We start from the raw sequence: 10,864 nt of genomic DNA, 5'->3' as shown, positions 1-10,864 counted from the left end.
GGCTCACTCCGAGTCCGCCCCGCGGTAGGTGCCCACCGACCACAGCACGCCTTCCGGATCCTGGATGGCGAAGTCGAGGGATCCGTAGTCCTGTTCGGTCAGTCCCATGACCTCGGTGGCACCGGCGGCGAGCGCTCGGGCGTGGAGTTCGCGGACGTTGTCCGCGGCCAGGTAGACCGACCCCGAGGCGACTCCTGCCTTCGTCATCACTCCCTCGTCGCGGGCGGAGCCGAGCATCACTCCCCCACCGGCCGGCCACCGCAGCTCGGCGTGCTCGACTCGGCCCGGGTCATCCGGATTCGTGTATTCGGCTGCGACCTCGAAACCGAGCGCCTCCTGTAGGAATGCGATCGCCGCCTTGGCGTCGCGGTAGCGGAAGGTGGGCCAGACATTGGCTCCCTGGTTGGTCTCCGACATGGCGATTCCTTTCCCTCTGTTCATCGGGCCGAGGCTGTGCGCCCGGCCGCTGTCACCATCGTCGGCGACGTTCGTGCGCCGCGTATTGGAGAAATGGGAACTCGCCGAGGCGGCTCCCGAGTTCCGCTCAATCGTGAACTGAGTGAGCGGCATGGTCATCGACAACCGAGTCATCGACTGCGGACAATCGTGCTACATCGTCTCCGCGCAGCCATCCCTGCGGGCTGGTTCCGGTCAGCGCTCTGAAGTCCCGGTTGAGATGAGATTGGTCGGCGTAGCCGCAGGTCGCAGCGATTTCGGCCAACGGGACCCTGCCCACAGCGATGAGCCGGCGGGCGCGGTCGAAGCGCAGCACCCGGGAGGCGTCCTTCGGGCCGATCCCGAGCTCGGATCGGAACTGAGAGGCGAGGTGACGCCTGCTCCACCCGATCCGGTCGGCGATGAGAGAGACGGGGAGTCCGCCACGGCCGACGGCGATCTGTCGCCACGATTCGACCACCTCGGCGCGGGGATTCCTCCGGTCACCGAGGCACCGGATGAGCACATCATCGATGGCGTCGAACCGACTCGGCCAGCTCTGCGACGCATTGACCCTGTCGTGGAGCTCGGCCGCGAGAGGCCGGGAAACCACGTCGAGGTCATAGGTGCGATGGGCGAAGTCAGCGGCCGGGATGCCGAAGAGTGCACGCGGGGCGAATGGACCGAAGTTGATCTGAATGCCTGCCATCGTGCCGCTGTGCCGGATGAGCGTCGAACGCAGGTGGAGGCCGGCGAGGAGCACGTCGAAGTTCTCGCTCTCCCCCGTCCCTGGATCGACCTGGCACAGAGGCTCGTCGATCGCAACGATGAATGTCAGCGCTCCCGAGGGCAGACCGAGGTGCGTCCCCGCGGGGACGCCTGAGATGTCGTAGCCGACGTAATCGCCGACGAAGGGTCGCAGGCGCGGGTGCGGGGCACGAACAAGGTCATCGGATCGCACCGCGGACATGTCGCCATTCTAGGCCCCGAGTCGGGGCACCGCCGCCCCTTGTTGCCTCTGCCCTGCGAATGTCTGCCCGCTGCCTGCGCAGCCGCCCAGCAGGCCGGGCACGATCCCGCGCCGCTGCACGGTCAGCGTGGGCGGGTGGGGCTCAGCTCTCCGGCCAGAGGACCGCATCGACCGCGGCGTACAGGGTCTCCGTCTCCGCTTGGGCGATCGTGTCCTCGCTCGGCAGCGCCCGCTTCAGTGCCAATCCTTCGAGCACGGTGTTGAGGAAGCGGGCCCGGCGGGGGATGTCGTCTGCGGCCACAGCGTCCTCGTCGGCAAGCACGCGCAGCCAATCCTCTACACGGCGCTGGCCGTCGCGCTCCATCGTCAGATAGGCCTCGCGCACCGTGGCGGTCTGCTCGACGGCGATGAAATCCCGGGTCAGGGCGGTCATGGCGTCGCGTGCCTGCCGACCGATGTTAGCCGACCCCAGCACCTCGCGCAGGCACTCGACCAGCCGCTCCCGGGCAGGAAGCGAGGTGTCACGGATGCGCTCTGCGGGGACCACCCAGTCGTAGATGCGCCCCATCAGCTCATCGCGCAGCGCCTGCTGGGTGGGGAAATGGTGACGAAGCGACCCTGCGCTCACCCCGGCTCGCGCGGCGACCCTGCGAACACTCAGCCTCGCCGCCATGCCCTCCTCGCCGAGGATCGCCGCGGCCGCCGCGAGAATCCGCTCGCGAGTGCTGATCTCCTGCTGGTCGGTCATTCGGCCTCACACCTCCTTTCAACCCACTCTAGCAACACACCGTATTAACACACTGTGTTAGTGTTTCCGTGTCTGACCAACACAGTGTGTTGGTCGGTCGTTGAGTGTCGAGGAGGCACCGTGATCCAGCCATCGTCTCGCCGGCGCACCGAGATGCGCCTTCAACCAGTCCGCGAGCGCGCGCAACACCCGCGCCGCCATCGCTGCGACAAGACCGCAGGAGGATGACCATGCCGACCGCACCGCACACCACGCGCCCTTTCGGCGCTCATCTGAGCATGGCCTGGTGGAAGCCGTTGCTGCTCGTGCCCGGGCTGTTGGTCCTGTTCTTCGGGATGCAGGTCGCCTTCTACGCAGCCTCCGCACTGATCGACGGCCGCGACCAGGTGCTCACCCCGGACATGACTCCGACGATCCAGCTCGCGAACAACCTCAGCGTCGCGGTGACGGCATTGACCGCGCTCACCGTTACCGCGCGTCTGGCGAAGGTCCCGTGGCGACAACTGCTCAGCTACCCGCGCGCTTTCGACATGCGTCGCCTGTGGGTCTATGGCGCTCTCTCTATGGTTTTGGTCGCGGCCGGGGCCGGGGTAACGGCGTTGATAGCGCCCGAGACGACCGGCTGGGTGGGGTTCGGCCTCAGCTCGACGACCTGGACCCTGTTGGCGGTCTCAGTGCTCACTTCGCCGTTGCAGTCTGCCGGCGAGGAGCTGATCTTCCGCAGCGCCATGATGCCCGCGATCGCGTCGTGGGTTCGGGCGGTGCGCCCGGCCATCGCCATCGGCATCGTGATCTCCAGCATCCTGTTCGCCCTCCTCCACGGCTCCGCGGACCCGTGGCTGTTCACCTACTTCGTGGTTGTGGGCCTCGGCACCGCGGTGATGGCCGTGATCAGCAGGGGCATCGAGGCACCGGTCGCCTTCCACGTCGCCAACAACCTCGTCACCTCGATCCTGAACACTACGCTCGCCTCGGGAGAGGCCCCCGTCTTCGAACGCTCCGCCGGTGCCGGCGGCCCCTCCTACCTCATCCTCATCGCCGTCAACGTGGCCGTCGTGGGCGCGGTCTGGTGGCGTGAGCATTCCCGGAAGGCGGATCCCCGGTGATCAGCAACTTCAAGCGCCGGTGGCAGATGGGCAAAGTCAGGCCCGGCGATGGAAGCCCTCTCAAGCCCTTCCGTTGGTGGCACATGCTCAGCAGGTGCCTGTTCTACATCCGATTAGTCGACCGCACCGGCCCACCGCACGTCTATGCGGTGGACGTGCACCACATGACCGATGCGAAGTCCAAGTCCGACCATGAAGCGGGTAAGGGCACAGCTCCCGCCGCGCTTTACCGAGACGGGGTGCAGATCGCCCGATCAAATGTGCCCACCATCTTCACCGTGCCCGGCGGGACCATCCAGGTCGCCACCAGCGGGTTCGGTGTCAAACGCATGCACTACATCCCCGACGACGGTGCAGAGCACATGCTGCACCCTGACCCCCGATCACAGGAAGGACGCCGCGCGAAGTTCGCCGACCGGCATCCTGCGCTGAGCAGAGGTGTGGGGCTGGTCTCGCTGGTGGTTCTGCTCTTCGCGCTGAGCCTGAGCATCCTGCAGGGTGTCGAGTCGATCACCGCGATACCTCCGGTTGCCGAGCACATCGGAACGTTCAACTCACCCGTGAGGCTTCCCGCCTGGGCAAACATCGCAATGGTCCTGGCCGGACTGCTGGCAGGGTACGAACGAGCCACACGGCTGCGCCACCACTGGCTGATCGACTCAGCCGCAACATGATGAGAATGCTTCGCCAGCCGCCTCATCATCTGCGACCCCGGCCTTCGGGGTGATCACACTCCGATCATGCTGATTCCGTCGAGACCCGATAGCACCTGGCCACCGCCACCGCAGCCAACCCGCGAACCGCGAGGGCTGTTGCGCGGGTGGATGACGTGGATCAGAGCGGTGGGCTCCGCGCCGAAAAGCCGGAGGCCAGCCTCTCGGTCACCTGCCCCAGCTCGTGTCAGTTCCCCGCCGCATCGAGCCACCAGCGATAGCGCATTCGCACCGCCCGTTCGGTACTCACCGACGCCGTCACGGCACCGATGGCGATCGTGCCCCACAGAGGCATCGTGAACAGAGGTTCGAACGGACCCGTCCTCTCGGCTATCGGAGGAATGCGCAGAACCGGCACGGCGATCTCTCGCAAAAGAGCGCGACCCCGACCAACAGGACCACGACCGAGAGCACACCCTTCACGCGACTGAGGCGGGGCCGATGCTCATCCAGCCGTGCCCGCCGATCATCGGCGGATCGGTCGAGTCGGCACCTGCATATTTCCGCGGAATTGCGACAACAAGAAAGTATGAGAGAAACCGAATTCACAGTCGCCATAGTCAGCCGGGGAGCGAAACCACCCTGAGCGCCCCGCCTCGGCGACCGTCGTGAAGTAAAATCGCACCAACGGATCTCAGACTTCGACGAACGGTTCCCCTGCATTGACACTCTCCGAACAGGCCTACGGTGCGATCGAGGACATGATCATCCACGGCAGACTCGAAGCCGGGTCCTATGTCACGGAGAATCAGATCATCGAGAAGGTCGGCCTGGGGCGCACCCCGATTCGCGAAGCGCTGCAGCGACTCTCGCACGAACACATGGTGACGATCCGTCCGCGCAAGGGCATCTACATCCCCATCCTCAACTTCGAGACCGAGCTACGGATCCTCGAGGTGAGACGCGAACTCGACGTCGTCGCCGTCCGTTTGGCAGCGAAGCGCGCCACCGAGGACCAGCGGAGCCAGATGCGGGCCATGGCCGAACGGCTCGATCACCTCGACGCCGACCTCGCCAGTTACGCCGAGACCATCCGCGAGACACACCAGCTGCTCGCAGATGCGACGAAGAACCCCTACCTCGTTGAGTCCATGCTGCCGCTGCAGAATCTCTCCCGGCGCTATTGGGTCTCGAACATCATCGACCCCGCCCCGGAGATCACCACAAGTTCTGCCTGCCACGCTAGGATGCTACGCGGAGCGGCAGACCGTGACCCTGAGTCCGCCGAGGCGGCCGCCTACGAACTCAACGACTACCTCGTCGATTTCGCGACCCGTTCGGCAAGGGATTCCTGACCATGGCATAACCCTGCCAAGTTTGAGTCCCGACAGCCCAGAACTGTGGCGCGGGCGCGACTTTCAACGCAGTGGGGCCCGGAGCCAGGCCTTGCGCCTGACTCCGGGCCCCACTCACGAGACGAACGCGAGCTGACTCAGGTCGGATTCCCCGACAGCCCCGCCTGTGCGTCCCCATCGGCACCCGGCACACGCATCTCGAAGGTCTCCGTGACCACGGTGTAGTCGAAGTACCCCATCCGCGCGATCGGCTTGGCTTTGAGGATGTCGATCTTTCCGTCCTCGGTGACGTAGTCATCGTTGAGGTGGATGCGTTCGACCGAGGCGTAGACGATGTCGATCGACCCGACCTTCGAGTTCCCGGGCAGCCGGTGGGTGGAGATGTACTTGCACTCGTACTGGAACGGGCTCTCGGCGATCATCGGCGTCGCGGACAGGTCAGCGGAGCGGCGGGTGACGTCCATCTGGTCGAACTCCGACTCATGCGCGCCCATCACCTGGGCACTGATGTTGACCTGCTCACGCAGATCCCAGGTCGCCATGTTCCACACGAACCAGCCGGTCTCCTCGGCGTTGAGCACCGTGTCTTTGCGACGACCGTCGGGGTACTGGTTGGCAGCGAACATCACCATCGGCGGGTCGAACGTGAGGTTCTGCCACTGACTGTAGGGGGCGATGTTCTCGACACCGTCGGCGCTCACACTCGAGAGCCAACCGATGGGCCGCGGCACCGTCAGCGCCTTGAACGGGGAGTGCTCGAGGGGACGGTTCGTCGACGAGGGATCGTATTTCATCTGGACTTTCCTTTATTGGGGTTCGAAGTGGACGAGGTGGTGCCGGGTTCGAAGACCGGAGTCCGGGGGCCGGGTGACGCGCTGACTGCGGCCGCTCAGGCTGCGGCCGCGGCCGCCCGGACGCGACGACGCAGGTTCCCGGTCATGAGGTAGTAGAGGACGGCGGAGACGACGACACCGAGGATCCAGGCGATCTCCGCGCCGTTGAGCAGGTAGGCGATCGGGCCGACGTAGATCGCGCTGTTCATGAACGGGATCTGGACGATGACACCGGCAAGGTAGGCGACATAGGCGATCCAGTTGACCTTCCCGTAGATGCCGTTCGGATCGAACAGCCCCTTGATGTCGTACTTCTTGTTGCGCACCAGGTAGAAGTCGACGAGGTTGACCGCCGACCACGGTGTCATGAAGTACAGGAGGAAGAGCAGGAAGTTCTGGAACACGGTGAGGAAGTTCTCCGAGGCGGCCAGGGCGATGGCGAGGGCCGCGGCGGTCACACCGAGGATGAACAGCGTGCGCGTGTACGACTTCAGACGGTCCTGCTTGGTGAAGGCGGAGACGATCGTCGTGATCGACATGAATCCGCCGTAGGCGCTGAGCGTGTTCCCGGCGAGCTTGCCGAGGATGACGGCGAGGAGGACGATGACTCCGAGCTTTCCGGCAAGGTCGGTGATGTAGCCGACCTCGCTGCCGCTGAACGCGTCACCGCCGAGGAATGCGGCGAAGGCGCCGACAGTCATCGCGAGGCTCGCGCCGAGGACGCTTCCGAGGAAGGTCCATCCCACGGTGGCGTTCTGCGAGGTGGTCTCGGGCAGATAGCGACTGTAATCGGCGATGTACGGGCCGAAGGTCAGCTGCCACGAGGCGGACAGCGAGACGCCGAGGACGAACGGAGCCATTGCGAATCCGTTGCTCGCCGCGATGGTCTCACCCATGTCACCGGTGACCATGACGACGATGAGCCAGACGAAGACGATGGCGCTGAGGAACGCCGGCAGATGTGAGAAGCGATGGATCCAGCGATAGCCGACGATGGCCGAGACCGCACAGAACACGGCGAAGAGGATCGCCCCGATCTGCGGCGAGACGTGGAAGAGGAGACCGAGCGCCTGGCCGCCGAGCACGAGCCCGGTGGCGTAGAAGCCGACATAGATGAAGAGCGCGAGGACCAGCGGCAGGATCGCACCGTAGAACCCGAACTGCGCCCGGCTCTGAATCATCTGCGGCACCCCGAGTTGCGGACCCTGTGCAGAATGCAGAGCGGTGATGTACCCGCCGAGGATGTTGCCGAGCAGGATCGCCGGGATCGACCACAGTGCCGAGTTCCCGAGGATCGTCATGAGCGCACCCGTAACGAGAGCGGTGATGGAGCTGTTCGCGGCGAACCACACGAAGAGCAGGGAGATCGGGCGTCCGTGGCGTTCGGACGGCGGGATGTAGTCGATGGATCGCTTCTCGACGAATTTCGGTTGAGGCTCGGGTGTAGCAGTCATCATGACCTCCATTGCACGGCTGCGTTGAGTGCAGTGTTGTGGAATATATCACCAATATATCCTAGGTCACAAGACCGGTCACAAGACTGTCCGGCTCAGCAATCCGCAATTGACGTTCAGGACCGGCGGCCGCCAGCCACCCACCGAGCGAGGACAGCGCTGACTACGAGCACCGACAGCGACGGCGACTACGACATCTGGGTCCGCACCATCGAGAGCCGATCGTCGAGAGATGTCGAAGGGCGGAACAGACGCACTGTCTGTTCCGCCCTTCGACGATTGGTCCGGTCTGGGACGCGCCCGGCGACCCCTCAGTCCAGCAGGTCGTGGCGCACGATCGACTGTTCGCGGTCGGGGCCGACGCCGATGACCGACATCCGGCAGCCCGAGAGCTCCTCGAGGGCGAGCACGTACTTCTGCGCGTTCTCCGGCAGGTCCTCAAAGGTCCGGGCCGTGGTGATGTCGTCGGTCCAGCCGTCGAAGTACTCGAAGATCGGCTTCGCGTGGTGGAATTCGGTCTGGGACACCGGCATCTCGTCGACGCGCTGCCCGTCGACGTCGTAGGCGACGCAGACGGGGATCCGGTCGATGCCGGTGAGCACGTCGAGCTTGGTCAGCACATAGTCGGTGAAGCCGTTGGTCCGTGCCGCGTAGCGGGCGATGACCGCGTCGTACCAACCGCACCGGCGCGGACGTCCGGTGTTGACGCCGAACTCTCCGCCGGCCTTCTGCAGGTATTCGCCCATCTCGTCGAAGAGCTCGGTCGGGAACGGGCCGGCACCCACCCGCGTGGTGTAAGCCTTGACGATGCCGACGACGCGGTTGATCCGCGTCGGTCCGATGCCCGTACCCACACAGGAGCCGCCGGCTGTCGGGTTCGAGGAGGTGACGAACGGGTAGGTGCCGTGGTCGACGTCGAGCATCGTCGCCTGGCCGCCCTCCATGACGATGACCTCTCCGCGATCGAGCGCCTCATTGAGCATGAGCTCGGTCTCAGCAACGTAGGGGCGCAGTCGTTCGATGAAGGGTTCGAAGTAGTCGACGATCTCATCGACGGACACGGCGCGACGGTTGTAGACCTTGACCAGCAGTTCATTCTTCTGCCTCAGCGACCCCTCGATCTTCTGCCGCAGGATGGACTCGTCGAAGACGTCCTGCACGCGGATGCCCAGGCGTCCGATCTTGTCCATGTACGCCGGGCCGATGCCGCGGCCCGTGGTGCCGATGGCGCGCTTGCCGAGGAACCTCTCCGTCACCTTGTCCAACGTCTGGTGATAGGGCGCAACGAGGTGGGCGTTGGCCGAGATCCTCAGCTTCGAGGTGTCCGCGCCGCGGGATTCGAGTGCATCGATCTCTTCGAAGAGCGCCTCGAGGTTGACGACGACGCCGTTGCCGATGACCGGGGTGACGTTCGGTGAGAGGATGCCCGCGGGAAGGAGCTTGAGTTCGTACTTCTCTCCCCCGACGACGACTGTGTGGCCGGCATTGTTCCCGCCGTTGGGCTTGACCACGTAGTCGACGCTGGTGCCGAGGATGTCGGTGGTCTTACCTTTACCTTCGTCGCCCCACTGAGCGCCGACGACAACGATTGCTGGCATGAGAGTGCTTCACCTCGAAGTGAGAGTGGGATGTCATTACTCGCTAAGTCTACTGGGTCACACCGACACGGCCGTCAGTGGGAGCATCCCCTCGCCAGCCTGGAGCCACCTCGGCGAGGGAGGACGGACCCGATCGCCGACTCGCCCGCAGACTCCCGCGATCCACATCCTTGTTCGGCAGGTCACCCGGCCCTATGCTGAGGTCACCACGTAACCCGTCGTTCGGGCAGGAGCCTTCTGAACGTCGCCGGAGCAGTCGACTTCAGGGCATCACCGCTCAAAGGAGGTCGCTCATGTCCACCACCTCAGTGAATCCGGCCACGAATTCTTCGCAGCACCCGGACCTGCCCTACGCCACCCGTCGCGACAAGCTCGTCGGATCCGTCATCGACGCCTCCACCACGCTGCTGGCCGCCTACGACCACGACATCGTCAAGTTCGGGATGGGCGCACCCGCCCCGGACATGCTGCCGGCCGATGACTTCGCGCGCATCGCCGCCGACGTCTTCTCCCCCGCGAACTTCACCTACGGGGAGACGAAGGGCGAACCGGTCCTGATCGACGCTCTTCACGAATACCTCGCCTCCACCGAGCAGATCCCCTCCGAACAGCAGGGCGACCTCGATCGCCTCCTCATCACCTCCGGCGGCATGCAGGGCCTCGACCTCGGGTTCAAGCTCTTCGTCAGCCCCGGCGACCTCGTCGCATGCGAGTCGCCCACCTACACCAACGGTTCGGCCACGGCCATGAGCTACGAGGCCGAGATCCTCGAGATCCCCGTCGACGAGGACGGCATGCAGGTCGAGGCCCTCGAGGAGCACACCGCCCGCACCGGTCGGGCCCCGAAGGTCATCTACACGGTTCCGACGTTCCAGAATCCGGCCGGGGTGACGATGTCCCTGCCCCGCCGCGAACGTCTGCTGGCCTTCGCCCACCGGCACGGCTCGGTCATCATCGAGGACAATCCTTACGGCATGCTCCGGTTCGACGGTGAGTCGATTCCCGCGCTGAGCGATCTCAGCCCGAACGACCCCTTCATCTTCGGAGTCCACACCTTCTCGAAGTTCGTCGCCCCGGGTCTGCGGGTCGGTTGGATCGACGTCGCCCCGTCCGTCCGCGACCTCGCGGTCAATGCGAAGCAGACGATGGACACGTGCGCACCCGTACCCAACCAGCACCTCATCGCCCGCTGGCTGTCCGAGGGCGGCGCGGACTCCCACGTGGCGACCCTGCGCGAGGCCTACCGGGAGCGCAAGATCACCATGGCCGACGGCCTGACCAGGCACTTTCCCGGCGAGGTCCGGGCCACCGATCCCGACGGCGGGTTCTTCCTGTGGGTGACCTTCGAGGACGAATCGATCAACACCGAAGCCCTCATGCCGACCGCCTTGGAGGAGGGTGTCGCCTACATTCCGGGCCCTGCGTTCTCCCCGGCCGGGCACTTCTCGAACGCCCTGCGGCTGTGCTTCGCCTCGAATACCCCCGACCGCATCGACGAGGGCCTGCAGCGTCTGCGTCGGGCGCTCGACCGCCACCGCGGCTGAGTCTCTGACCATCGCCGAGGCGGCCACCGAGGCTGAGACCCTGCCCATCCCCGAGGCGGCCGCACGGCCGAAGAACCGCACCGCCTCGCCCACGCGCGGACGTGCACGATCACGTGACGACGCCTGCCCGCACCGCCGCGGCGCGGCCCCGATTGCCTCGGTGCCGCG

The 10,864-nt window shown here is 65.4% G+C and carries 10 protein-coding genes; 4 read left to right on the top strand and 6 right to left on the bottom strand.

What is annotated here, in order from left to right; all coding sequences use genetic code 11:
* Positions 1-3: 3 nt before the first annotated feature.
* The 3 genes from J9314_RS03705 to J9314_RS03695 all read right to left on the bottom strand — a co-directional run bounded on the left by J9314_RS03705 (position 4) and on the right by J9314_RS03695 (position 2,153).
* Positions 4-417, bottom strand: coding sequence for a VOC family protein (locus J9314_RS03705; RefSeq protein ID WP_210604610.1), 414 nt, complete (start codon positions 415-417; stop codon positions 4-6).
* A 127-nt stretch (positions 418-544) separates the two neighbouring features.
* Positions 545-1,405: a helix-turn-helix transcriptional regulator gene (locus J9314_RS03700; RefSeq protein WP_210604609.1), complete on the bottom strand. Its 861-nt coding sequence runs from the start codon at positions 1,403-1,405 to the stop codon at positions 545-547.
* A 142-nt stretch (positions 1,406-1,547) separates the two neighbouring features.
* Positions 1,548-2,153 (bottom strand): TetR family transcriptional regulator, encoded by a 606-nt coding sequence (locus J9314_RS03695; protein WP_210604608.1) that lies wholly within the window; start codon positions 2,151-2,153, stop codon positions 1,548-1,550.
* Between the two features lie 230 nt (positions 2,154-2,383).
* Between J9314_RS03695 and J9314_RS03690 the strand changes: the two genes are divergently transcribed.
* From J9314_RS03690 to J9314_RS03680, 3 genes are all read left to right on the top strand, one after another.
* Complete coding sequence (locus tag J9314_RS03690; RefSeq protein ID WP_246490594.1) at positions 2,384-3,259, top strand: CPBP family intramembrane glutamic endopeptidase; 876 nt, start codon at positions 2,384-2,386, stop codon at positions 3,257-3,259.
* A complete protein-coding gene (locus J9314_RS03685; protein ID WP_246490593.1) occupies positions 3,256-3,933 on the top strand; it encodes a hypothetical protein in 678 nt (225 codons plus the stop codon). The genes J9314_RS03690 and J9314_RS03685 overlap by 4 nt, the downstream gene beginning before the upstream one ends.
* 701 nt (positions 3,934-4,634) lie before the next feature.
* Entirely contained in the window at positions 4,635-5,267 is a 633-nt protein-coding gene (locus J9314_RS03680) for a GntR family transcriptional regulator (protein ID WP_210604606.1), read from the top strand.
* 137 nt (positions 5,268-5,404) lie between these two features.
* On the opposite strand, the gene J9314_RS03675 is transcribed toward J9314_RS03680, so the two are convergent.
* The 3 genes from J9314_RS03675 to J9314_RS03665 all read right to left on the bottom strand — a co-directional run bounded on the left by J9314_RS03675 (position 5,405) and on the right by J9314_RS03665 (position 9,152).
* On the bottom strand, positions 5,405-6,061 hold the full coding sequence (locus J9314_RS03675; RefSeq protein WP_210604605.1) for a flavin reductase family protein: 657 nt from the start codon (positions 6,059-6,061) through the stop codon (positions 5,405-5,407).
* A gap of 95 nt (positions 6,062-6,156) precedes the next feature.
* Positions 6,157-7,554: a purine-cytosine permease family protein gene (locus J9314_RS03670; RefSeq protein ID WP_210604604.1), complete on the bottom strand. Its 1,398-nt coding sequence runs from the start codon at positions 7,552-7,554 to the stop codon at positions 6,157-6,159.
* A gap of 311 nt (positions 7,555-7,865) precedes the next feature.
* Positions 7,866-9,152, bottom strand: a complete 1,287-nt coding sequence (locus J9314_RS03665; protein WP_210604603.1) for an adenylosuccinate synthase — start codon at positions 9,150-9,152, stop codon at positions 7,866-7,868.
* Between the two features lie 293 nt (positions 9,153-9,445).
* Between J9314_RS03665 and J9314_RS03660 the strand changes: the two genes are divergently transcribed.
* Positions 9,446-10,696: an aminotransferase-like domain-containing protein gene (locus tag J9314_RS03660; protein ID WP_210604602.1), complete on the top strand. Its 1,251-nt coding sequence runs from the start codon at positions 9,446-9,448 to the stop codon at positions 10,694-10,696.
* Positions 10,697-10,864 lie beyond the last annotated feature (168 nt).

Origin of the sequence: Brevibacterium oceani (assembly GCF_017948325.1) — a bacterium.
In the GTDB taxonomy this organism is placed as follows: domain Bacteria; phylum Actinomycetota; class Actinomycetes; order Actinomycetales; family Brevibacteriaceae; genus Brevibacterium; species Brevibacterium oceani.
The sequence above is the reverse complement of the archived record's forward strand: the minus strand, read 5'-3'. Positions and strand labels throughout refer to the sequence as shown.

What these genes read in the sequence shown, in the direction of transcription:
- J9314_RS03705 (WP_210604610.1), bottom strand. Translation starts at nt 417, where the DNA reads ATGTCGGAGACCAACCAGGGAGCCAATGTCTGGCCCACCTTCCGCTAC.
- J9314_RS03700 (WP_210604609.1), bottom strand. Translation starts at nt 1,405, where the DNA reads ATGTCCGCGGTGCGATCCGATGACCTTGTTCGTGCCCCGCACCCGCGC.
- J9314_RS03695 (WP_210604608.1), bottom strand. Translation starts at nt 2,153, where the DNA reads ATGACCGACCAGCAGGAGATCAGCACTCGCGAGCGGATTCTCGCGGCG.
- J9314_RS03690 (WP_246490594.1), top strand. Translation starts at nt 2,384, where the DNA reads ATGCCGACCGCACCGCACACCACGCGCCCTTTCGGCGCTCATCTGAGC.
- J9314_RS03675 (WP_210604605.1), bottom strand. Translation starts at nt 6,061, where the DNA reads ATGAAATACGATCCCTCGTCGACGAACCGTCCCCTCGAGCACTCCCCG.
- J9314_RS03670 (WP_210604604.1), bottom strand. Translation starts at nt 7,554, where the DNA reads ATGACTGCTACACCCGAGCCTCAACCGAAATTCGTCGAGAAGCGATCC.
- J9314_RS03665 (WP_210604603.1), bottom strand. Translation starts at nt 9,152, where the DNA reads ATGCCAGCAATCGTTGTCGTCGGCGCTCAGTGGGGCGACGAAGGTAAA.
- J9314_RS03660 (WP_210604602.1), top strand. Translation starts at nt 9,446, where the DNA reads ATGTCCACCACCTCAGTGAATCCGGCCACGAATTCTTCGCAGCACCCG.